The sequence below is a fragment of the Serratia silvae genome (assembly GCF_023282985.1).
GTDB classification, from domain to species: Bacteria; Pseudomonadota; Gammaproteobacteria; order Enterobacterales; family Enterobacteriaceae; genus Chania; species Chania silvae.
The window spans coordinates 36,714-57,642 of sequence record NZ_JAGQDC010000015.1; the positions used below are offsets into that span (position 1 = coordinate 36,714).

General features: G+C 54.5%; 22 protein-coding genes. 15 read left to right on the forward strand and 7 right to left on the reverse strand.

Translation table 11 applies throughout. The features are described from left to right. Positions 1 to 193 precede the first annotated feature (193 nt). Positions 194 to 511, forward strand: coding sequence for a met regulon transcriptional regulator MetJ (gene metJ, locus KAJ71_RS17040; protein WP_006317756.1), 318 nt, complete (start codon positions 194 to 196; stop codon positions 509 to 511). 144 nt (positions 512 to 655) lie between these two features. Here the strand turns inward: metJ and KAJ71_RS17045 are convergent, their stop codons facing one another. The 4 genes from KAJ71_RS17045 to rpmE form a co-directional block, all read right to left on the reverse strand. Continuing rightward, on the reverse strand, positions 656 to 1,129 hold the full coding sequence (locus KAJ71_RS17045) for a DegT/DnrJ/EryC1/StrS family aminotransferase (protein ID WP_248946822.1): 474 nt from the start codon (positions 1,127 to 1,129) through the stop codon (positions 656 to 658). Then, entirely contained in the window at positions 1,093 to 1,566 is a 474-nt protein-coding gene (locus tag KAJ71_RS17050; RefSeq protein ID WP_248946823.1) for an NUDIX domain-containing protein, read from the reverse strand. The genes KAJ71_RS17045 and KAJ71_RS17050 overlap by 37 nt, the downstream gene beginning before the upstream one ends. Continuing rightward, positions 1,567 to 2,418: a DMT family transporter gene (locus tag KAJ71_RS17055; protein ID WP_248946824.1), complete on the reverse strand. Its 852-nt coding sequence runs from the start codon at positions 2,416 to 2,418 to the stop codon at positions 1,567 to 1,569. 476 nt (positions 2,419 to 2,894) lie between these two features. Then, positions 2,895 to 3,110, reverse strand: coding sequence for a 50S ribosomal protein L31 (rpmE, locus tag KAJ71_RS17060; protein WP_024482871.1), 216 nt, complete (start codon positions 3,108 to 3,110; stop codon positions 2,895 to 2,897). Positions 3,111 to 3,309: 199 nt separating this feature from the next. On the opposite strand from rpmE, the gene priA reads away from it, so the two are divergent. From priA to rraA, 7 genes are all read left to right on the forward strand, one after another. Next, positions 3,310 to 5,505, forward strand: a complete 2,196-nt coding sequence (gene priA, locus KAJ71_RS17065; protein ID WP_248946825.1) for a primosomal protein N' — start codon at positions 3,310 to 3,312, stop codon at positions 5,503 to 5,505. Positions 5,506 to 5,781: 276 nt separating this feature from the next. Further along, entirely contained in the window at positions 5,782 to 6,810 is a 1,029-nt protein-coding gene (gene cytR, locus KAJ71_RS17070) for a DNA-binding transcriptional regulator CytR (protein WP_024482873.1), read from the forward strand. Positions 6,811 to 6,999: 189 nt separating this feature from the next. Next, complete coding sequence (gene ftsN, locus KAJ71_RS17075; protein WP_248946826.1) at positions 7,000 to 7,935, forward strand: cell division protein FtsN; 936 nt, start codon at positions 7,000 to 7,002, stop codon at positions 7,933 to 7,935. 102 nt (positions 7,936 to 8,037) lie between these two features. Then, positions 8,038 to 8,568, forward strand: a complete 531-nt coding sequence (gene hslV, locus KAJ71_RS17080; RefSeq protein WP_021807222.1) for an ATP-dependent protease subunit HslV — start codon at positions 8,038 to 8,040, stop codon at positions 8,566 to 8,568. Between the two features lie 12 nt (positions 8,569 to 8,580). After that, positions 8,581 to 9,915 (forward strand): ATP-dependent protease ATPase subunit HslU, encoded by a 1,335-nt coding sequence (gene hslU, locus KAJ71_RS17085; RefSeq protein ID WP_248946827.1) that lies wholly within the window; start codon positions 8,581 to 8,583, stop codon positions 9,913 to 9,915. A gap of 97 nt (positions 9,916 to 10,012) precedes the next feature. Continuing rightward, the gene (locus KAJ71_RS17090) at positions 10,013 to 10,930 is read left to right on the forward strand and encodes a 1,4-dihydroxy-2-naphthoate polyprenyltransferase (protein WP_248946828.1); all 918 of its coding nucleotides are present in this window, start codon (positions 10,013 to 10,015) and stop codon (positions 10,928 to 10,930) included. Positions 10,931 to 11,034: 104 nt separating this feature from the next. Then, the gene (gene rraA / locus KAJ71_RS17095) at positions 11,035 to 11,520 is read left to right on the forward strand and encodes a ribonuclease E activity regulator RraA (RefSeq protein ID WP_248946829.1); all 486 of its coding nucleotides are present in this window, start codon (positions 11,035 to 11,037) and stop codon (positions 11,518 to 11,520) included. Positions 11,521 to 11,574: 54 nt separating this feature from the next. Here rraA and zapB read toward each other — a convergent pair whose 3' ends face one another. Continuing rightward, positions 11,575 to 11,814, reverse strand: a complete 240-nt coding sequence (gene zapB, locus KAJ71_RS17100) for a septal ring assembly protein ZapB (protein WP_021181887.1) — start codon at positions 11,812 to 11,814, stop codon at positions 11,575 to 11,577. A 521-nt stretch (positions 11,815 to 12,335) separates the two neighbouring features. Between zapB and KAJ71_RS17105 the strand changes: the two genes are divergently transcribed. From KAJ71_RS17105 to glpX, 3 genes are all read left to right on the forward strand, one after another. Continuing rightward, positions 12,336 to 13,181: an MIP/aquaporin family protein gene (locus KAJ71_RS17105; RefSeq protein ID WP_248946830.1), complete on the forward strand. Its 846-nt coding sequence runs from the start codon at positions 12,336 to 12,338 to the stop codon at positions 13,179 to 13,181. Positions 13,182 to 13,224: 43 nt separating this feature from the next. Further along, entirely contained in the window at positions 13,225 to 14,733 is a 1,509-nt protein-coding gene (gene glpK, locus KAJ71_RS17110; RefSeq protein ID WP_248946892.1) for a glycerol kinase GlpK, read from the forward strand. Positions 14,734 to 14,854: 121 nt separating this feature from the next. Next, a complete protein-coding gene (gene glpX, locus KAJ71_RS17115) occupies positions 14,855 to 15,865 on the forward strand; it encodes a class II fructose-bisphosphatase (protein ID WP_248946831.1) in 1,011 nt (336 codons plus the stop codon). Positions 15,866 to 15,898: 33 nt separating this feature from the next. Here glpX and emrD read toward each other — a convergent pair whose 3' ends face one another. Further along, positions 15,899 to 17,083, reverse strand: coding sequence for a multidrug efflux MFS transporter EmrD (gene emrD, locus KAJ71_RS17120; RefSeq protein WP_248946832.1), 1,185 nt, complete (start codon positions 17,081 to 17,083; stop codon positions 15,899 to 15,901). 372 nt (positions 17,084 to 17,455) lie between these two features. Between emrD and KAJ71_RS17125 the strand changes: the two genes are divergently transcribed. Both KAJ71_RS17125 and fpr read left to right on the forward strand, forming a co-directional pair. Beyond that, a complete protein-coding gene (locus KAJ71_RS17125; RefSeq protein WP_248946833.1) occupies positions 17,456 to 18,079 on the forward strand; it encodes a helix-turn-helix transcriptional regulator in 624 nt (207 codons plus the stop codon). Positions 18,080 to 18,083: 4 nt separating this feature from the next. Further along, on the forward strand, positions 18,084 to 18,830 hold the full coding sequence (gene fpr / locus KAJ71_RS17130; RefSeq protein ID WP_248946834.1) for a ferredoxin--NADP(+) reductase: 747 nt from the start codon (positions 18,084 to 18,086) through the stop codon (positions 18,828 to 18,830). Position 18,831: 1 nt separating this feature from the next. On the opposite strand, the gene KAJ71_RS17135 is transcribed toward fpr, so the two are convergent. Further along, positions 18,832 to 19,251 carry a DUF805 domain-containing protein gene (locus KAJ71_RS17135; protein ID WP_248946893.1) on the reverse strand — a complete coding sequence of 140 codons (420 nt, stop codon included), beginning with the start codon at positions 19,249 to 19,251 and terminating at the stop codon, positions 18,832 to 18,834. A 195-nt stretch (positions 19,252 to 19,446) separates the two neighbouring features. Here KAJ71_RS17135 and KAJ71_RS17140 point away from each other — a divergent pair, with 195 nt between their 5' ends. Together KAJ71_RS17140 and tpiA are read left to right on the forward strand one after the other, a co-directional pair. After that, a complete protein-coding gene (locus tag KAJ71_RS17140) occupies positions 19,447 to 20,034 on the forward strand; it encodes a DUF1454 family protein (RefSeq protein WP_248946894.1) in 588 nt (195 codons plus the stop codon). Positions 20,035 to 20,161: 127 nt separating this feature from the next. After that, positions 20,162 to 20,929: a triose-phosphate isomerase gene (tpiA, locus tag KAJ71_RS17145; RefSeq protein ID WP_024482884.1), complete on the forward strand. Its 768-nt coding sequence runs from the start codon at positions 20,162 to 20,164 to the stop codon at positions 20,927 to 20,929.

Below are 20,929 nucleotides of genomic sequence, written 5' to 3' on the forward strand. Positions count from 1 at the left end.
AGGGACAATACTCGCTAAAATTATGGCGGTTTGTGATGACGATGAGATGTTAATCCAGAATGTATATTAAACGACCAGAATCAGTGATCCTTATCGTGTAAGATTGACATTTATTTAGTGAGCACAGTGAAGATCGGGCATAATTGGCCGGTTTTTAGAATTTTGTATTTTTCAGACAATTTTAAGGTGTCCCATGGCTGAGTGGAACGGCGAGTATGTCAGCCCTTACGCTGAACACGGTAAAAAGAGCGAGCAAGTCAAAAAAATCACGGTATCCATTCCGCTGAAGGTGCTGAAAATCCTGACGGATGAACGGACTCGTCGCCAGGTAAACAACCTGCGCCACGCCACCAACAGCGAACTGCTGTGTGAAGCATTCCTGCACGCCTTTACCGGCCAGCCGCTGCCGAACGATGAAGACCTGCGCAAAGAACGCAGCGATGAAATCCCGGAAGCCGCGAAAGTACTGATGCGAGAATTGGGTGTCGACCCTGATACCTGGGAATATTGATATGGCCGCTATCTGTTGAATACCGATGGCATAAATCAAGAGAGGGGCACTCCTCACGGAGCGCCTCCTCCCAAACTGCCGTCTTCATACATTTTGACTGTTCCCCGCCCTACCTTCACCTCACAGCCCATTACTTGCTTTTAGTTAAACAGGCTGCAGAAACGTATCTTTACTCCATGTTTCTGGTGTTCCACTGCTCACGCCTTCAGCCAGCAGTCCCTCGATATTCAGATCAAGGGGCTTAAAGAGGCGGGGGTGAAAGCCAGAAAGTTTATAATTCACACTAGGCCGATTACCGTACCCCTTACCGTCAAAGCCGAGCCGAATAAATGCGCGAAGGCGTTCGGCAATATCAGCATCATTGGTGGTAATAAAACCGCCTTCCCCTGTTGAAAGCAGTTTGTACTCATGGGTACTGAAGCAACCAATACGACCTTTTAACCCTTCCCTTCCACAGGGCGTTGATGCACCAAAAGACTGTGCTGCATCTTCCAGAACAGGAACGTTAAACCGTTCAGACAGTGACAGCATGGCTTTTGACGTACCGGGATTCCCCCACATTCCACAGGCGATGACCACCTTCAGACCTTTTTCCAGTTCACATTCCAGCTGCTCCATCCCCATTCAAGATAGGAGTCTGTTGTATCACCTGCCAGAGGAAGAAATACCGGAGTGATATAATCAATCAGGTCGATGTCAGGATCCGCCGGTGAGATGAATTTTAGTGCGCTGCATTTATGTGGTTCGGTATTGACGGGTTGCCCCTGCCAGCTGACAGCTTCCATAAATACGTCGATGACCCGACGATCTGCGGTTCTGCGGTGCATCATGGAGTGAAATACCCAGTCCGTTTCCGGGACGTTCAGGCCCGTTTCTTCTTTTAACTCGCGACTGGCCGCAGCGGTCAGAGACTCACCTTCATCAACGTGCCCGGCAGGGAACGACCATTTGCCATCAGCATAGCCGGTGTTTGCCCGCCTGAGCATAAGCACATGACTGCCATCGCGGACGATGCAGTAAATTGCCAAATAGGGACGTTCGCGTTCAGTTGTCATTTAACTGACTCTCCTGTTCATTGTTTGTGTCATTCCCATCGCAATAATTGAAATGATGACGAGTATTTCACCGGCCAGCTGGAGTTGACCGCCTGCATAGCCGAAAAAGGGTAGTGATATCAGCGTGACGACCACTGGTGACAACGCACGTAGCGCTGTGGCAACATGAAAATCAATGCTTCCCGCTGATTTAATGTAGGCAAACATCGAGTAAAAGATGAACGCGGCACTCAATACGCTGTAAACGACGCCCTGAATCGCAATCTCACTGAAGTACCATTCCCCTTGATGACCGGCAAAACAACTGACCAGTACCAGCAGAAAAAAACCGTTGATTCCCAGAGGCGCACAGGGATGAACATCAGCAGTTTTCTTTTTCAATACGGCGTAATTAAGTGCAAAAAACAGTGAAGAAAGCAGAGTAAACATCACTGCTTCGAAGGTAACATTACCTGTAGCGTCAGGCAGAGAAGAAAGTGCCACCCCAGAAATGCAGGCCAGCAGCACAAAAAGCTTTGTCATTGTCAGTTTTTCGCGAAACCACAGCACTGATATCAGTGTGCCGAAAATAATGTAGCTACGTGCAATGAAGGAATGCGTTCCCGGCGTCAGTTGTTCAAGCCCCTTGTAGAAACACCAGGTACCAAGCGTATTGAAGATAACCGATGCCATACCATTGCGCGAACAGAGATACCGGGCCATCTCGCTCAGGCGGGCATGCATTAACGCCAGAGCAATAAATGTCAGGGAATAAATAATAAGAAAAGCATTTTCACTGACCCGGCTGAAGCTGACTTTAGCCAGTAGCACGGAGAGTGCATTCAGAAAAATGGAAAGAAGCTGATAATACATGGATCACCACAGGTAGTTTTTTATGATATCAGCGATTTTGCTGATGATGATGTTTTTCTTATGCAGGGATGAGGGAGAACGCCCTCGTGCCAGATCGTGGTGTATTCTCTGAATAGAAATTTCACCTGTCCGCATACAATAAACCAAATCCTTTTAATAATTTTAATTCGACAGTAAAGTTTGACTCTCGATTGTTACTGAAAAATTTCGTCAATATTGCAAATGAAAGACAGATAGAGCGCACAAACGCTGGGCAGAAGAAAAAAAAGGAAGCAGTACTTGCAAGGTGAGAGTGGAGAAATAAATATCAAGATTAACAATGATTACATTGTTAGCGTACGTTTTCGCTCCATTGGCCCTCAGACCCCGTGGAGGGTGTTTTGAACATGGCGGCAATCTAATGAATTGCACTGAGTTTGCTCTAAAAACGAAAAAAGGCGCCCGAAGGCGCCTTTTTCATCTGACGATAAGAAAACTTATTTCTTAACGCCTGGTACGCTGAAACGCTTGTTGAAGCGGTCAACGCGACCACCGGTAGCAACATCACGCTGCTTGCCAGTGTAGAACGGGTGGCATTCGCCACAAACGTCCAGGTTCAGATCGTGACCCACGGTAGAGCGGATTTTGATCACGTTACCGCAAGAGCAGTTTGCAGTAACTTCGTCGTATTTAGGGTGAATACCTTTTTTCATGGGAGAACCTCAGTTAAGGCCGTGTCGCTATCCAGCCCTGTTCCGCCAGACACCACACGTGGTTGATAATAGGTTTTGATATGGGATTATACCAAAGGCGGCAAATTATACAGAATAAAATGTAGCGCGCAATCGGATCCGTACATTTGCCAGCCTACCGTGTAAACTAGCCAACACTTTTTTCTACCTGGACAGCCACATGCCTGTTGTACACGTTGCTCTACCGGTTCCCCTTGCCCGCACCTTCGATTATCTGCTGCCCGCAGGCCTGCAGCCGATCATCGGCGCGCGCGTCAGTGTGCCTTGGGGAAAGCAACGGGCGATAGGCATCATCACCGGCAGCAGCGAGAGCAGTGAACTGCCGCAGGAAAGGCTCAAGCCCATCGATAGCCTGCTGGATAACGACTCGCTGTTCACCACCAGCCTGTGGCGCATCCTGCTATGGGCCAGCGAATACTACCATTACCCGATCGGTGAAGTGTTGTTCCATGCGCTGCCTATTCTGCTGCGTCAGGGTAAGCCCGCAGAGGCCGCTCCGCTGTGGCAATGGTTTGCTACCGAACAGGGGCGCGCAACCCCGCCGGAAAGCCTGAAGCGTGCGCCAAAGCAGCAGCAGGCACTGGCGGCACTGCTGCAACGCCCGGTGTATCGCCATCAGGTCAGCGAACTGGGGCTGACTGAAAGCGCACTCCAGGCGCTGCGTGCCAAAGGCTTGATCGACCTGCGTTCGCAAACAGTGGCAACGCAGGATTGGCGGCCGGGCTTTGCCGTGCTCGGTGAACGGCTGCGGCTCAATACCGAACAGGCCACCGCCGTGGGTGCTATCCGCAGTGAAGACGACCAGTTTGCCGCCTGGTTACTAGCCGGGGTCACCGGCTCCGGCAAAACCGAGGTTTACCTCAGCGTGCTGGAAAATATCCTGGCGAAAGGTAAGCAGGCACTGGTGTTGGTGCCGGAGATCGGCCTGACTCCGCAGACCATCGCACGCTTTCGCGAACGCTTCAACGCGCCGGTAGAAGTTCTGCACTCAGGCCTGAACGACAGCGAACGGCTGGCCGTCTGGCTGCGCGCGCGCAGCGGTGAAGCCGCCATTGTGATCGGCACCCGTTCGGCGTTGTTCACCCCCTTCTCGCGCCTTGGGGTGATCATCATCGACGAAGAACACGACAGCTCCTATAAACAACAGGAAGGCTGGCGCTATCATGCTCGCGATCTGGCGGTGTTCCGCGCTCACGCCGAAAACATCCCACTGGTGATGGGCTCGGCGACACCGGCGCTGGAAACGCTGCACAACGTGCAGCTAGGCAAATACCGGCAGCTCAAACTGACCCAGCGGGCGGGCAACGCCAAACCGGCCAATCAGCATCTGATCGATTTGAAAGGCCTGCCGCTGAAGGTTGGGCTCTCTCAGCCCCTGCTGAAAAGCATGCAGTATCACCTGAAGAACGGCAATCAGGTGATCCTGTTCCTTAACCGCCGTGGCTATGCCCCCGCGCTGCTGTGCCATGAGTGTGGCTGGATCGCCGAATGCCAGCGCTGCGACCATTACTATACGTTTCACCAGCATCAACGCCAGCTACGCTGCCACCACTGCGACAGCCAGCGCCCGGTGCCACATCAGTGCCCGCAGTGCGGTACCACCAACCTGGTTTCCGTCGGCGTCGGTACCGAACAGCTGGAGAACGAACTGGCTCCCCTGTTCCCGGAAACCGCCATTACCCGTATCGATCGCGATACCACCAGCCGCAAGGGGTCACTGGAACAGCATCTGGCCGATATTCACCGTGGCGGCCCACGTATCCTGATCGGCACACAAATGCTGGCCAAAGGCCACCACTTCCCAGATGTCACTCTGGTGGCGTTGCTCGACGTGGACGGCGCGCTATTCTCCGCCGATTTCCGTTCTGCCGAGCGTTTTGCCCAGCTCTATACTCAGGTTTCAGGCCGTGCCGGGCGGGCGGGCAAGCAGGGCGAGGTGCTGCTGCAAACCCATCACCCGGAGCACCCGCTACTGCAAATCCTGCTGCAACAGGGCTACGACGCCTTTGCCAAGCAAACCCTGGCCGAACGTAACAGCGTCTTTCTGCCGCCCTATACCAGCCACATCATCGTGCGTTCGGAAGATCACGATAACCAGCAGGCACCGCTGTTCTTACAGCAGCTACGCAATCTGTTGGAAGCCAGCCCGCTGAAGGATGATTCGCTGTGGGTCATGGGCCCGGTTCCTGCCCTGCAACCCAAACGCGGGGGTCGCTTCCGCTGGCAACTGTTGTTGCAGCACCCATCCAGAAAACTGTTACAGCATCTAATAAAAAGCACGTTGCCATTGATTGGCACCTTGCCACAGGCGCGTAAAGTTAAATGGACGTTAGACGTTGATCCCATTGATAGTTGAGTGAGAAAATTCTCAATTGCACTGGCAAAGGCAAACGTTTACACCACAATTTGCGAGCGAACTCGAAAAAACCTTCCTGCGTCACACTTTTCATGCAAATTAGGTAACAAAAGCGATCCGTAATCTGTTTAGAATGTCGGTGAAGGCATTTTTCAGCCAGGCAATGGAATGCTTGAACGTGGATGACGCTAAAAATAACACCACCACCGCATGCCAGAATTTGTGAGCAAACTGAAGTAACCGCGTTAGCTGGGTGCTGACGCAAGGAGAAAGGCGTTGGAACACAAGCAAGAACTACCCATGGCGACCATGAAAGACGTTGCCGAAATGGCCGGCGTTTCCACGGCAACCGTGTCGCGTGCGCTGATGAATCCGGAAAAGGTGTCAACGCCAACGCGCCAGAAAGTGGAACAGGCCGTGCTGGCCGTGGGTTACTCCCCTCATGCCCTGACACGCAATATCAAACGCAATGAATCCCGCACTATCCTGGTGATCGTCCCGGATATCTGCGATCCGTTTTTTGCAGACGTGATCCAGGGGATCGAGCAAACGGCAGCGCAGCAGGGTTATCTGGTGCTGATCGGAGACTGCGCGCAGCAGAACCAGCAGGAACGCACCTTCGTTAACCTGATCATCACCAAACAAATCGATGGCATGCTGCTGCTCGGCTCCAACCTGCCTTTCGACGCCAGCAAGGAAGAGCAGCGCAACTTGCCGCCAATGGTGATGGCCAACGAGTTTGCACCGGAGCTGGAACTGCCAACGGTGCATATCGATAACCTGACCGCTGCGTTTGAAGCCGTACATTATCTGCACCAGCTTGGGCATAAACAGATCGCCTGTATCGCCGGGCCAGAGCAGATGCCGCTGAGCCATTATCGGTTGCAAGGCTACATTCAGGCGCTACGCCGTAATGGCATTACCGTCGAAAGCAGCTATATTACCCGGGGTGATTTCACTTACGAAGCTGGCGCGCAGGCATTAGCCTCGCTGATGGCGCTGCCGAAACCGCCAACGGCGGTCTTTTGCCACAGCGACGTCATGGCGATCGGCGTCTTGTCCCAGGCGAAAAAGCTGGGCTTGCGAGTACCGCAGGATCTGTCGATTGTCGGCTTTGACGATATCAAGCTGGCACAGTATTGCGATCCGCCGCTGACCACGGTGGCACAACCCCGCTTCCAGATTGGCCAGCAGGCGATGTTGCTGCTGCTGGAACAGTTGCATGGGCAAACCGTGAACAGCGGTTCCCGGTTACTGGACAGTGAATTGATCATCAGAGGCAGCACCGCAGCCCCTAAACGCTAGTCAAATATTTTCGGGTTAAGTAACATGGCTGACCCAGCGCCTGCCAAACCGGCGTAATGATTATTGTTGTGGTCATTTTGCCAGAACTGCTCCCCGGAGCCTGCCGACAAGGCAGCAAGCTGACGCAAAATGGCCGATAAAATAGCTAGAGGATAGGTTTTAACCTCATCACGACACAGCGGAATTATAGTGGCACAGAGAGACTATGTAGGCCGCGGGCGCTCAGGAGCAGCGCGGCGCAAGACCCCCAGCCGTAAAAAACGCAGTTCTCCAAAGGTATCCAAAACCGTGGTGGCGCTTGCCGTCGCCATTCTGGTTGTCTTTATCGGTGGTCTTTATTTCATTACCCACAACAAACCGGACGAAACGCCGATTTTGCCTACGCATGGCACACGCCCGGGCAACGGTCTGCCACCGAAGCCGGAAGAGCGTTGGCGTTACATCAAAGAGCTGGAGAACCGCCAGATCGGCGTCAAAACACCTACCGAGCCGACGGCTGGGGGAGAGGTCAATTCCAAAACTCAGTTGACCGACGAACAACGCCAATTGCTGGAGCAGATGCAGGCCGATATGCAGCAGCGTCCAACGCAGCTGTCTGAAGTGCCTTACAACGATCCTTCACAACTGCGTAACGGTGGGCGTCAGCAACAGGTACAACCGCCGGTACAGCAGCAGATAGCGCCACCAGTGCAGCAACAGCAGGTCACTCAGCCTCGCAACCCGTTCAACAACGGCGCTGCACCCGTTCAACAACAACCGGTGCAGCAGCCGAAGCCGCAGGTACAGCAACCAAAACCACAGGCAGTGACTCCGCCGGTGCAGACCCGTCAACCGGAAGCAGCACCGAAGCCAGAAGTGAAAACGGAAGCGGCCAAGCCGGAAACCAAACCTGAGTCGAAGCAGAAGTGGATGGTGCAATGTGGTTCGTTCCGCGCAGCCGATCAGGCCGAGTCGGTGCGGGCACAGCTGGCGTTTGAAGGGGTTGAAAGCCGGGTCACCACAGGCGGTGGCTGGAATCGCGTGATGCTCGGCCCATACAGCAGCCGCGCAGCCGCAGACAAAACCCTGTCGCGCCTGAAGGGCATTGGCATGTCAAGTTGCATTCCCCTCTCCGTTGGGGGTTGAAAAGCGTCAATCTCCCCCCATCTATACTCTCAATATGCCTCGTAGTCTCTGCCAACGCAGAGGCTGCGGGGACTTCTTTCCGTCTGCAACGAGGGTCTGCTCGTGACAACAATTGTAAGCGTACGCCGCAACGGCCAGGTAGTGATCGGTGGCGATGGCCAGGCCACACTGGGCAACACGGTAATGAAGGGCAACGTCAAAAAAGTCCGTCGCCTGTATAACGATAAAGTGATTGCCGGTTTCGCCGGGGGTACGGCTGACGCTTTTACCCTGTTCGAACTGTTCGAGCGCAAGCTGGAGATGCACCAGGGCCATCTGGTGAAAGCGGCCGTTGAGCTGGCGAAAGACTGGCGTACCGACCGCATGCTACGCAAGCTGGAAGCACTGCTGGCAGTAGCCGATGAAAATGCCTCACTGATCATCACCGGTAACGGTGACGTGATCCAGCCTGAAAATGATTTGATTGCTATCGGTTCTGGTGGCCCTTATGCCCAGTCTGCCGCTCGTGCGCTGTTGGAAAATACCGAATTAAGCGCTCGCGAGATCGTGGATAAATCCCTCAACATCGCCGGTGACATCTGTATTTACACCAACCATTTCCACACCATTGAAGAATTGCCTTCCAAAGCGTAAGGATCGAATACCATGTCTGAAATGACCCCGCGCGAGATCGTCAGCGAACTGGACAGCTACATTATTGGCCAAAACAAAGCCAAACGTGCTGTCGCCATTGCCCTGCGCAACCGCTGGCGCCGGATGCAGCTCAACGAGATGCTGCGTCACGAAGTCACCCCAAAAAATATTCTGATGATCGGCCCGACCGGCGTCGGTAAAACCGAGATCGCCCGTCGTCTGGCTAAACTGGCCAACGCTCCCTTCATCAAGGTAGAAGCCACCAAGTTCACCGAAGTGGGCTATGTGGGTAAAGAAGTGGACTCTATCATCCGCGATCTGACCGATGCCGCCGTGAAAATGGTGCGTCTGCAATCGATCGAGAAAAACCGCACCCGTGCGGAAGAGATGGCAGAAGAACGCATTCTCGACGTGCTGATCCCACCGGCCAAGAACAATTGGGGCCAGCCAGAAGAACATCAAGAGCCTTCTGCCGCACGTCAGGCATTCCGCAAGAAGCTGCGTGAAGGCCAGTTGGACGATAAAGACATTGAGATCGATCTGGCTGCAGCACCGATGGGCGTGGAAATCATGGCCCCTCCGGGCATGGAAGAGATGACCAACCAGCTACAATCGATGTTCCAGAACCTTGGTGGGCAAAAACAGAAGCCCCGCAAGCTGAAGATCAAAGAAGCCTTCAAACTGCTGATCGAAGAAGAAGCCGCCAAGCTGGTGAATCCGGAAGAGCTGAAAGAGCAGGCAGTGGAAGCGGTTGAGCAACACGGTATCGTGTTTATCGATGAGATCGACAAAATCTGTAAGCGCAGCGGCCAGAGCTCCGGCCCAGACGTGTCCCGCGAGGGCGTCCAACGCGACCTGCTGCCGCTGGTGGAAGGCTGTACGGTATCGACCAAGCACGGCATGGTGAAAACCGATCACATTCTGTTTATCGCCTCCGGTGCGTTCCAGACCGCCAGCCCTTCCGACCTGATCCCGGAACTGCAAGGCCGTCTGCCAATTCGCGTTGAGCTGCAAGCGCTGACCACGGAAGATTTTGAGCGTATCCTGACCGAGCCAAGCGCGTCGCTTACCGAGCAGTACAAAGCGTTGATGGCCACCGAAGGCGTCACCATCGATTTCACCGCTGACGGTATTCGCCGCATCGCCGAAGCCGCCTGGCAGGTTAACGAAAGCACCGAAAACATCGGCGCGCGTCGTCTGCACACCGTACTGGAGCGTCTGATGGAAGATATTTCGTACGATGCGAGTGAAATTGGTGGCCAATCCATTACAATTGACGCCGAATACGTACGCAATCATCTGGATGAACTGGTAGCGGATGAAGATCTGAGTCGTTTTATCCTATAATCGCTCTATCACTGTCCTGTCAGTTATCTTTGTGGGAGGCATTGCCTCCCACATTTGTTTTTAACGGACACCGTCTTTTGACTTACTGAAGCGAAATATGAGCTCATCAACCACCACCACCCCGGCCAGAGCCTGGCTGGAAAGTTTACGACCACGTACCCTGCCATTGGCCTTTGCCTCTATCGTTGTCGGTTCCGCGATTGCCGCCTGGCAGGGCAGCCTGAAGCCCGGTGTGGCGCTGTTGGCTCTGCTGACCGCAGGTCTGCTGCAGATCCTCTCCAACCTGGCCAACGATTACGGCGATGCAGTAAAAGGCAGCGATAAAGAAGACCGTATCGGTCCATTGCGTGGCATGCAAAAAGGCATGATCACCCAAAGCCAGATGAAACGGGCCTTGATGCTGACGGTGGTGTTGATCGCCATTTCCGGTTGCTGGCTAATCGCCGTCGCCTGTGAAAAACCCAGCGATGTGGTGGGCTTTCTGGTGCTGGGCGGGTTAGCTATCGTCGCGGCCATTACCTATACCGTGGGCACCAAACCTTACGGTTATCTGGGGCTAGGCGATATTTCGGTATTGGTGTTTTTCGGCTGGCTCAGCGTGGCAGGTACTTACTATCTACAGACTCACACTTTCGACAGCGTCGTGATGCTGCCAGCCACCGCCTGTGGCCTGTTGGCAGCAGCGGTGTTAAACATCAATAATCTGCGCGATATCGAAAGTGACCGCGCCAACGGCAAAAATACTCTGGCCGTTCGCCTTGGCCCACAGAATGCGCGCTATTACCACGCAATGCTGCTGATTGCCGCCGTGGTCTGCTTTGCCCTGTTCACCCTGCTTAACCTGCACAGCCTATGGGGCTGGCTGTTTGTGCTGGCCATCCCGTTTCTGTATCGACACGGTATGCGTGTCTTACGTGACCCTACGGCCGTCGGTATGCGTCCGATGCTGGAACATATGGTCAAGGCCGCCTTGCTTGCCAACGTGCTGTTTGCTATTGGTGTGGTGCTCAGTTAGGTGAAACTCAGGTGCCAGAGCGCATACTGGCACTGATGATTTTGCCAACGGGGCGAATAAAGGGATATACTGGTTATTCCAGCGGCAAACAGACGTAAAATCCTATGAAATACGATACTTCCGAACTTTGCGATATCTATCAGGAAGAGGTCAACGTAGTTGAGCCTCTGTTCTCCAACTTTGGCGGGCGTACTTCATTTGGCGGGCAAATCACTACGGTGAAATGCTTCGAGGATAACGGCCTGCTGTTTGAACTGCTCGAAGAAAACGGCCTTGGCCGCGTGTTAGTGATCGACGGCGGCGGCTCGGTACGCCGTGCCCTGATCGACGCGGAGCTGGCCCGTCTGGCGACTCAGAACGAATGGGAAGGCATCGTGGTTTACGGTGCGGTGCGCCAGGTGGACGATCTGGAAGAACTGGACATCGGTATTCAGGCGATGGCAGCGATCCCGGCAGGGGCCACCAGCGAAGCAATAGGCGAAAGTGATATCCGCGTTAATTTCGGCGGTGTTACCTTCTTCTCTGGCGATCATCTGTATGCCGACAACACCGGCATCATCCTTTCTGAAGATCCGCTCGATATCGAGTAACCGCAGAAAATGACAAAGGGCGCCTGAGGCGCCCTTTTCGTTGGTGCTAATGGATCAGACTTCTTCCATTTTACCCAGCAATGCGCGCAAACGATCTTGCCACACGTGCTGCTCTTCTTTCAGCTGCTGGTTTTCACGCACCAGTGATTCGTGATTACCCGCAGCGCTCTGGACTTCCTGAGACAGGGAATTATTTTTCTCTTTCAGCTCTTCAATTTCCATCTGCAACAGCGTGATGGTATCAATCGCCTGCTGAACTTTTGCTTCCAGTTTTTCAAATACTTCAAATGACATTCTTCAGTCCCCTCATGATAGCAAGGCGTACATCCATAAGTAGCGCCGCAACATCAGCTGCAGCTACTGCGAATATGCTCGCGTAACCAACAGGCCCAACGCCTGTCTCGATAAAACCTTTCCCGCAATAAAAACGATTGTAAGTAGCCAGCCTCCCAGTGTCTAGCAACATACCGACCCAACGCGCACTCTGTTGCAATTTTCCCACTGTGGCTATCGGTCAAAACTGAAAGTCACCGCGGCCAAGCGGCAGGGTTGTTAACAAATAGAGACAAAATAACTGGTCAGATCACCTTTTTATGGTGCAGAAAGAACACCAAACAACGCGAATTCGCTCAATTTTATGACGAGGTACACACATTTTGATTTCGCTATTTCTCGTTTATGCTCGTTAACGATAAATTTACATCACGCCCTCAACCGATAAGGGGACGTGAAGAAAAACTCTGTAGCCCAAGGCCAAAACGCCAACGCGTCAAGCCTAGATAACCTATAACCGTCGTCTGCAGGACAATAACATTATGAGCCAAACCATCAGTCCGACCTTAAAAGGCCAGTGCATCGCTGAATTCCTCGGCACCGGTCTGTTGATTTTCTTTGGCGTAGGCTGTGTTGCAGCGCTGAAACTGGCAGGTGCCAGCTTCGGCCAGTGGGAAATCAGCATCATTTGGGGCCTGGGGGTGGCGATGGCCATCTATCTGACCGCCGCCATTTCCGGGGCTCACCTGAACCCGGCTGTCACACTTGCGCTGTGGCTGTTCGCCTGCTTTGATGGACGCAAAGTACTCCCTTACATCGTTGCGCAGATTGCAGGTGCCTTCTGCGCAGCTGCACTGGTCTACGGGCTGTATTACAGTTTATTCTTCGATTATGAAGCCGCCCATCAGATGGTACGTGGCAGCAATGAAAGCCTCGAGTTGGCCGGTATCTTCTCGACTTATCCCAACGCGCATATCTCCGTCGGCCAGGCCTTCCTGGTAGAAACCGTGATCACCGCCATCCTGATGTGCCTGATCCTGGCGCTGACCGACGATGGCAACGGCATTCCACGTGGCCCGCTGGCACCGCTGCTGATCGGTATTCTGATTGCCGTTATCGGTGCCTCTATGGGACCATTAACCGGCTTTGCACTGAACCCGGCGCGTGACTTCGGCCCGAAACTGTTCGCCTATCTGGCAGGCTGGGGCAAGGTCGCCTTCACCGGCGCTCGCGACATCCCTTACTTCCTGGTGCCAATCTTCGGCCCCATCGTCGGTGCCGGTTTGGGCGCCTTTGGTTATCGCGCGCTGATCGGCCGCCATCTGCCTTGTGACGTTTGTGTCGAGGAAGCACAACCCGCCCCTAAATCAGAACAACGTAAAGCGTGATTGGCACGGCTTTAAACGGTTAACCACAGTAGGACTAAAAATGATGACAACCGAAAAAAAATATATTGTCGCCCTCGACCAGGGAACCACCAGTTCACGTGCCGTAGTGCTCGATCACGATGCCAATATTGTTGCGGTTTCTCAGCGTGAGTTCACCCAGATCTACCCGAAGGCCGGCTGGGTAGAACACGACCCAATGGAAATCTGGTCCTCACAGAGTTCCACCTTGGTCGAAGTGCTGGCCAAGGCCGATATCAGTTCCGACCAGATCGCCGGGATCGGTATTACCAACCAGCGTGAAACCACCATCGTCTGGGAAAAAGAGACCGGTAAACCGATTTATAACGCCATTGTCTGGCAGTGCCGCCGCACCGCCGACATCTGTGAAAAACTCAAGCGCGATGGCCTGGAAGAGTATATCCGTCACAATACCGGCTTGGTGGTTGACCCTTACTTCTCGGGAACCAAGGTCAAATGGATCCTCGACCACGTCGAAGGCGCTCGCGAACGTGCCAAGCGCGGTGAACTGCTGTTCGGTACCGTCGACACCTGGCTGGTGTGGAAGATGACCCAAGGGCGGGTTCACGTAACCGACTACACCAACGCCTCGCGTACCATGATGTTCAACATCCATGAGCTGGACTGGGACGATCGTATGCTGGAAGCGCTGGATATCCCGCGCGCCATGCTGCCAAAAGTCCGCCCTTCTTCCGAAGTGTATGGCCAGACCAACATCGGGGGTAAAGGCGGGACGCGTATTCCTATCGCCGGGATCGCCGGTGACCAGCAGGCGGCGCTATATGGCCAACTCTGCGTCCAGCCGGGTATGGCGAAAAACACCTACGGCACTGGCTGCTTCCTGTTGATGAATACCGGCAAGGAAGCAGTACGCTCCAGCCACGGCTTGCTGACCACCATCGCCTGCGGCCCACGCGGGGAAGTGAACTATGCGCTGGAAGGTGCGGTGTTTATTGGTGGCGCCTCTATCCAGTGGCTGCGTGATGAGTTGAAATTGATCAGCGATGCCGCCGACTCTGAATACTTCGCCACCAAGGTCAAAGACAGCAATGGCGTCTACGTAGTACCCGCCTTTACCGGCCTGGGTGCCCCCTACTGGGACCCGTATGCCCGTGGCGCCATCTTCGGCCTGACCCGTGGTGTCAACAGCAACCACATCATCCGCGCTACGCTGGAGTCTATCGCCTACCAGACCCGCGATGTGCTGGATGCCATGCAGGCCGATGCCAATACCCGTCTGCAATCGCTGCGTGTGGACGGTGGTGCGGTAGCCAACAACTTCCTGATGCAGTTCCAGTCCGATATCCTCGGCACCCGTGTCGAGCGTCCTGAGGTGCGTGAAGTGACGGCGTTGGGCGCGGCCTATCTGGCCGGGCTGGCGATTGGCTACTGGAGCGATCTGGATGAGGTGAAGAGCAAAGCCAACATTGAGCGTGAATTCCGGCCGGGAATCGAAACTACCGAGCGTAATTTCCGTTACAGCGGCTGGAAAAAGGCCGTGGCTCGTGCACAAGCCTGGGAAGATCACGACTGATTCGTTTTACCCTGCAACAGCGCTGCCTACGGGCAGCGTTTTTTTTGCCTCGCCCTGCCTCCTTCCCCCTGTGGTAAACTTTGCCAATATTTTCTTCCCTTTACTCACTGACAGGTTTGCCATGAAACGTGAATTAGCCATCGAATTTTCCCGCGTTACCGAAGCCGCCGCACTTGCGGGTTATAAATGGTTGGGACGCGGCGACAAAAACGCCGCCGACGGTGCCGCCGTCAATGCCATGCGCATTATGCTCAACAGGGTGGATATCGATGGCCGGATCGTGATCGGTGAGGGTGAGATTGATGAAGCCCCGATGCTGTATATCGGCGAAAACGTCGGCACCGGGCTAGGCGATGCGGTGGATATTGCCGTCGATCCCATCGAAGGCACGCGCATGACCGCAATGGGGCAATCCAATGCCCTGGCGGTCCTGGCAGTAGGCGATCGTGGCACATTCCTCCACGCACCTGATATGTATATGGAAAAGTTGGTCGTCGGCCCGCAGGCGCGTGGAGTGATCGATCTCAACTTGCCGCTAGCCACCAACCTGAACAACGTCGCGGCCCGCCTAGGCAAGCCATTGAAGGAGCTAACGGTGATCACGTTGGCTAAACCGCGCCACGATGCGGTGATCGCAGAAATGCAGCAACTCGGGGTGAAGGTTTTCGCTATTCCCGACGGTGATGTCGCAGCGTCGATCCTGACCTGTATGCCGGAAAGTGAAGTGGATGTGATGTACGGCATCGGTGGCGCGCCGGAAGGTGTTATCTCCGCTGCGGTGATCCGTGCGCTGGATGGCGATATGCAGGCCCGCCTGCTGGCTCGTCATCAGGTCAAAGGGGATAACGAAGATAATCGCCGTATCGGCGAGCAGGAGCTGGCCCGCTGTAAAGAAATGGGCATCGAAGCCGGTAAGGTGTTGGTGCTGGATGAAATGGCGCGCAACGATAACGTGATCTTTGCCGCGACCGGCATCACCAAGGGCGATCTGCTGGAGGGCATCAGCCGCAAAGGCAATATAGCCACCACCGAAACCCTGCTAATCCGGGGCAAATCGCGCACTATCCGCCGTATCCGTTCGACCCACTATCTGGATCGCAAAGACCCCGCGCTGCACGAATTCCTGCTATAACGCTTAGGGGCGCAAGCACGCGCCCCTTCTCGATCAGGCGGTATGTCCCTGATGCTGCATGCGGTTCGATAGCGGCCACCAGCACAGCAGGATTAGCAGCGCCATGGCAAACATCAGCAACCCAAGGCTGAACTGCCCGGTTTGCGGCAGCATGGCTGACAGCCAGGTAGCCAGGCCAGACCCCATATTCTGCATTCCGCCCACCAGAGCACCCGCCGCCCCAGCCAGATAAGGGAACGGCTCCATCGCGCCAGTGGTCGCCAAGGGGAATAGCATCCCGGCACCGAAGAAGAACAGCGCCGCAGGCACGATCAGCGTCCAGATGTTCATCACCCCGAACCAACCAGGGATCCACATCATCAGCCCCGCCAGCAGGCAACTGATCACCGAATGCCACATCAAGCTGTGGAAGGATTTGCCGTCACGCCCGGCATACCAGGCACCAAAGAACGCCGCCGGGATCGGCAGGATAAACAGAATACTGACGGTCAAACCGCTCAGCCCCAACACCCCGCCCATCAACACGCCGCAGCTGGCTTCAAAGACGGCGATCCCGGCCAGAGCACCGATCAACATCACCAAATAGCAGCTGAAGGTGCCATCCGCCAGCAGTTGGCGGAAGCTGGAAAACATGCGGCGTTTTTCCGTTTGCTGCGGCCGGGTTTCTGGTAGCCAGCGGAACATGGCAAACGCCACACCGGCACAAAGCACCAGCAGAAAGGCATAGCAGGCCCGCCAGCCAAACATCATCGCTAACCCCCCACCAATCACCGGAGCCAACAGCGGGCTGACCAGAATACCCATATTCAGCAGGCTATTCGCATAACGCAAGGAAGTGCCCGCATACAAGTCGCGCGGCATGGTTCTAGCCATCACGCCTGCTACGCCGGTACCCATCCCCTGAACCGCGCTGGCGGCCACTAACATCGATAGGCTATTGGACAGCAAAGCGCCCAAGGCACCGAGCAGGAAAATCATCATGCCAGCCAGGATCACCGGGCGGCGGCCAATACGATCGGAAAGCGGCCCGTAGATCAATTGTGAGAAGCCGTAGGTCAGCAGATAAGCCGCCATAACGCGCTGCACGGAGCCGGAGGGCACCGAGAAATCGCGGGCAATATCGGCGATAATCGGCACATAAATGGTTTGCGCCATCTGACCGACGGCAACCAGCAGGATCAGCATCACCAGCAGGTGGAAATTCTCAACTTTTCTCATTATCTTCATTAAATTATTCAATCTTGCGACACTCAACCCCGCCCAATACCCCAGGGGGAACCACAGAGCAGCTTCTCAGCGTCGCATAAGCTAACAAATCTGATTTTTTTAGCGAGTTTCGGACAAATATAGATCGCCGTCACACTGGCACCTATCGCTACCAGTCTCGTAAATCAAACTGTACGTTTCCCCGTCGTCTTTCAAACTGGTCGCGATAGCATGGATGCGTAAGAGCGACCAGTTTGAAAGACGACGGGGATATAACAGGAAAGAGTTAAAAATGATAAGCTTGCGGTAGTTAAGCTTTAGCACTTAATCGATAATTATTTCCATCAACTTGAAATAAGATACCGCCACAGGGATTTGGGTTTTATGAAAACACCAGAGCTGATTTTATTGCAGTTAAAAACCTTGGGTCCTCATTCTGCCAAAATGCTGGCAGAGCGGCTTGAAATCACGCCGATGGGGATCCGCCAGCATCTGCAATCCCTTGAACAACGTGAGCTGGTTTGTTACGAGGAAACGCGTGCCAAAGTAGGCCGCCCGACGCGTTATTGGTCACTGACCCAGCAGGGCCACGCCCAGTTTGCCGACGGACACGATCGGCTTTCGGCTATTTTGCTGGAGTCTGCGCATGAGCTGTTCGGCGCCAACGGCATAGAAAAGCTGATCCGCGTTCGAGAGGATAAACTCTATCACCGGTACGCTGATGAGCTGGCTGAGGAAGAAGACCATCTCGGCAAGCTCAACCGCCTGGTTAACCTGCGCCAGCGTGACGGCTACATGGCGGAACTGTTGGAAAGCCCACAGGGTATGTTGCTGGTGGAAAACCACTGTCCGATCGGCGTGGCGGCCCATACTTGCAGCAACCTGTGCAACTCCGAACTGCAACTGTTCCATCGCCTGTTTGGTAAAGGCTACCGGATAGAACGTACCGCACACGCCATCTCCGGCTCACGACATTGTGCTTATTTGATCCGACCACGGGAGCGTTAAAAGTATGGCTGAATGGGTTAATGGCAAAGTGACAGGGGTACAACATTGGACCGATGGCTTGTTCAGCATCACCGTCAATGCCCCGATCGACAGTTTCACCGCCGGGCAATTTGCCAAGCTGTCACTGGAAATCGACGGCGAGCGCGTTCAGCGCGCCTATTCTTACGTTAATGCCCCCAGCGATCCCAACCTGGAGTTTTATCTGATCACGGTGCCGGAAGGAAAACTCAGCCCAAGGCTTCATCAGCTGCAGCCCGGCGCTGAAGTACTGGTCACCAAAGAAGCCGCCGGATTCTTTGTGCTCGAAGAAGTGCCAGACTGCGACACCTTATGGATGCTGGCGACTGGCACTGCCATCGGCCCTTATCTGTCGATTCTGCAAGAAGGCAAAGATCTGGAGCGCTTCAACAACCTGGTGTTGGTGCACGCCGCACGATTTGCCCGCGATCTCAGCTACCTACCGCTGATGCAGCAGCTGCAACAGCGTTTTAATGGCAAACTACGCATTCAAACCGTAGTCAGCCGCGAAGAGGTGGCCGGCTCATTGACCGGACGCGTTCCGGCTCTGCTGGCGAACGGGCAGCTGGAAGCGGCGATTGGTTTGACCCTGGATGCCGAAACCAGCCATGTGATGCTGTGCGGCAACCCGCAGATGGTGCGAGATACCCAGCAAACGCTGAAAGAGAAGCACCAGATGCGCAAACACCTGCGCCGCAAGCCAGGCCACATCACCAGCGAGCATTACTGGTAGTTCAGCGGAATTTTACCGGTTCGGCCTCGGGTCCGAATCGGTTATCCCCTGGAGTACCAAGAAAAGCCCCCAGATCGATAGCCATCATCACCACAATCAACGTCGGTATAAAACGCCCAACGCCCCACTGCCATACCGGCAGCAACATCTGCCAGTTACCAGCCGCCAATATCCACGCCAGGATCAGCAGCAACGCCCACCAGCCCTTTTTATTACGATCGTGCAGGCGCTTGACCAGCACCGCCGCCGTTGGCCACAGCAGCGCCACAATACAAAAGGCGATGGTCTGGATCGCCACCACATCGTAGCTGGCAAGCGTGAAGGCCACCACCATCAGCACCACCCAGACTGCCATCCAGATCCAGAAGTCGCGCCGCCCGATGCGGCCATTAAATGAAAAACACCATTGCTGTAAGGTCATCGATTCATGCACTCTTGGCCTGCCCATATTCTGCGCCGCAGTGTAACATAGGCCATACCGGGTTGAGCTAGCCCCGGCAAAGCGCAGACCATCGCACCGCCTTGCATCAGCAAACGACAATCACGCGGAATTTTTGACAATTCGCCCGGGTTATCGTTTTAATCGGAGTCATCTTTGTTACCGATGCCGTATACCATGCTGAAAAAAATCATCGTTATAACCTGCCTGTGCTCCCCCATCGGCAGTGCTTGGGCCGATCCACCGGATACGCCTACCGAAGCCCCGGCGAACGCCCCCTACTTACTGGCTGGCGCCCCCACCTTTGATCAGACGGTGGTGCAATTTCGCGAAAAGTACAACCGCGACAACCCAACGTTGCCGATTGGTGAATTCCGCGTCGTCCCCTCCAGAGAGGATGACTCTCCTTTGCTAACCCGCGCGGCCAGCAAGATTAATGAAACCCTGTACGCCTCTACCGCGCTGGAAAAGGGCACCGGTAAAATTAAAACCATGCAAATTACTCATTTGCTGTTGCAGGATGGCGAAGAAAAAGCCGCCAAAGCCATCGCGGTGAACTACATGGCCGCCCTGAGCCGCCAGTTTGAACCGGCACTCACCGTGGAAGAAAGCATCATCAAGGTGAACAACCTGCTGGAAAAGGGCAAAGGCTCCTACTTCTACCAGCAACAGGCCGGGGCAATACGCTATGTGGTGGCAGATAACGGCGATAAGGGGGTAACTTTCGCCGTTGAACCGATTAAGCTAACGCTATCTGAACCCTGATACCCCAGCAATTAATGACAAAAAGCAAAGCCTTTGCGCTGATTCATCTCTATACTGTTGGGCAGGTAAACTGCCTGTCCGGCAGTTGTCATTTAGACTATCGCGTCCCCTTTTTGGAGGAAAACACATGCGTCATCCATTAGTAATGGGTAACTGGAAGCTTAACGGCAGCGTTCACATGGTTAACGAACTGATCGCCGCCTTGCGTAAAGAACTGAGCAGCGTTGACGGTTGTGGCGTAGCCATCGCACCTCCGGTGATGTATCTGGATCTGGCCAAGCACGAACTGGGTGGCAGCCGCATCGCTCTGGGCGCACAGAACGTCGACATCAACCTGTCTGGCGCCTTCACCGGTGAAGTTTCTGCCACCATGCTCAAAGACGTGGGTGCTGAATACATCATCATCGGCCACTCAGAGCGCCGTACCTATCACAAAGAAACCGACGCAGCGATCGCAGAGAAATTTGCCGTGCTGAAAGCCGCTGGCCTGATCCCAGTGCTGTGCATCGGTGAAACCGAAGCAGAAAACGAAGCGGGTAAAACCGAAGAAGTTTGTGCACGCCAGATCGACGCCGTGCTGAAAACCCAGGGCGCTGAAGCGTTCAAAGGCACCGTCATCGCTTATGAGCCAGTGTGGGCTATCGGTACCGGTAAATCTGCTACCCCAGCACAAGCTCAGGCAGTGCACAAATTTATCCGTGACCATATCGCCAAACAAGACGCTGCGGTCGCAGCCGAAGTGATCATCCAGTACGGCGGTTCCGTGAACGATAAGAACGCCGCAGAGCTGTTTGCTCAGCCAGACATCGACGGCGCGCTGGTTGGCGGCGCATCACTGAAAGCAGATGCTTTCGCCGTGATCGTCAAAGCCGCTGCCCAGGCGAAAAAAGCCTGA

What these genes read in the sequence shown, in the direction of transcription:
- metJ (WP_006317756.1), top strand. Translation starts at nt 194, where the DNA reads ATGGCTGAGTGGAACGGCGAGTATGTCAGCCCTTACGCTGAACACGGT.
- KAJ71_RS17045 (WP_248946822.1), bottom strand. Translation starts at nt 1,129, where the DNA reads ATGGAGCAGCTGGAATGTGAACTGGAAAAAGGTCTGAAGGTGGTCATC.
- KAJ71_RS17050 (WP_248946823.1), bottom strand. Translation starts at nt 1,566, where the DNA reads ATGACAACTGAACGCGAACGTCCCTATTTGGCAATTTACTGCATCGTC.
- KAJ71_RS17055 (WP_248946824.1), bottom strand. Translation starts at nt 2,418, where the DNA reads ATGTATTATCAGCTTCTTTCCATTTTTCTGAATGCACTCTCCGTGCTA.
- rpmE (WP_024482871.1), bottom strand. Translation starts at nt 3,110, where the DNA reads ATGAAAAAAGGTATTCACCCTAAATACGACGAAGTTACTGCAAACTGC.
- priA (WP_248946825.1), top strand. Translation starts at nt 3,310, where the DNA reads ATGCCTGTTGTACACGTTGCTCTACCGGTTCCCCTTGCCCGCACCTTC.
- hslU (WP_248946827.1), top strand. Translation starts at nt 8,581, where the DNA reads ATGTCTGAAATGACCCCGCGCGAGATCGTCAGCGAACTGGACAGCTAC.
- KAJ71_RS17090 (WP_248946828.1), top strand. Translation starts at nt 10,013, where the DNA reads ATGAGCTCATCAACCACCACCACCCCGGCCAGAGCCTGGCTGGAAAGT.
- rraA (WP_248946829.1), top strand. Translation starts at nt 11,035, where the DNA reads ATGAAATACGATACTTCCGAACTTTGCGATATCTATCAGGAAGAGGTC.
- zapB (WP_021181887.1), bottom strand. Translation starts at nt 11,814, where the DNA reads ATGTCATTTGAAGTATTTGAAAAACTGGAAGCAAAAGTTCAGCAGGCG.
- KAJ71_RS17105 (WP_248946830.1), top strand. Translation starts at nt 12,336, where the DNA reads ATGAGCCAAACCATCAGTCCGACCTTAAAAGGCCAGTGCATCGCTGAA.
- glpK (WP_248946892.1), top strand. Translation starts at nt 13,225, where the DNA reads ATGACAACCGAAAAAAAATATATTGTCGCCCTCGACCAGGGAACCACC.
- glpX (WP_248946831.1), top strand. Translation starts at nt 14,855, where the DNA reads ATGAAACGTGAATTAGCCATCGAATTTTCCCGCGTTACCGAAGCCGCC.
- emrD (WP_248946832.1), bottom strand. Translation starts at nt 17,083, where the DNA reads ATGAGAAAAGTTGAGAATTTCCACCTGCTGGTGATGCTGATCCTGCTG.
- KAJ71_RS17125 (WP_248946833.1), top strand. Translation starts at nt 17,456, where the DNA reads ATGAAAACACCAGAGCTGATTTTATTGCAGTTAAAAACCTTGGGTCCT.
- fpr (WP_248946834.1), top strand. Translation starts at nt 18,084, where the DNA reads ATGGCTGAATGGGTTAATGGCAAAGTGACAGGGGTACAACATTGGACC.
- KAJ71_RS17135 (WP_248946893.1), bottom strand. Translation starts at nt 19,251, where the DNA reads ATGACCTTACAGCAATGGTGTTTTTCATTTAATGGCCGCATCGGGCGG.
- KAJ71_RS17140 (WP_248946894.1), top strand. Translation starts at nt 19,447, where the DNA reads ATGCTGAAAAAAATCATCGTTATAACCTGCCTGTGCTCCCCCATCGGC.
- tpiA (WP_024482884.1), top strand. Translation starts at nt 20,162, where the DNA reads ATGCGTCATCCATTAGTAATGGGTAACTGGAAGCTTAACGGCAGCGTT.